Below are 541 nucleotides of genomic sequence, written 5' to 3' on the forward strand. Positions count from 1 at the left end.
ACTGGTACATAGGTTGTACTGGTACATAGGTTGTTATTATTTCACTTTGTTAAGAACCCAACCAATAAATCCAGGTTGCCCCTTAATATATGTCAACAGCTCTTTTTGAGGATCAGATATAGATCTGCCAGATTCAAAAACAGCTAAGTTCAGCTCTGTAAAAAGCAACCACTCTTTCGCTTTGTTAATGTCCTTAAGCCCGTCTACATCTATAATGATCACATCAAACTCGTCTTTTAAAACCTGAAAGCCTTTTCTTAAACTTGTGGTACTCTGGCTCTCCAGTAAAGATGAATTCGCATCATTCTTATTCAAAATTGTAATCAGGTCTTCTGTCTGAATTTCACGTTTCACTAAAAAGGTCTCAAAATCCTGGTTTATAGCCAACGCTTTTGAATCCGACATCACCTTTTTTGTCTCCCCGCCAATTAGCAGCACTTTTTCTCCCATCATCGCAAAACCATAGGCCAAACTGCCCGACAGAAAGGATTTGCCCTCATTGCTGTCAAGACTTGTAATCCCCAATATTTTGGCATTGTTC

General features: G+C 39.0%; 1 protein-coding gene. It reads right to left on the bottom strand.

Annotation, left to right across the window (positions count from 1 at the left end):
- Positions 1-36: 36 nt before the first annotated feature.
- Positions 37-541, bottom strand: a 505-nt coding sequence (locus AC1DG9_RS27685) for a P-loop NTPase family protein (protein WP_477635781.1), incomplete at its 5' end; no start/stop codon positions are given.

It is taken from the genome of Pedobacter sp. 05L430, from assembly GCF_056397585.1.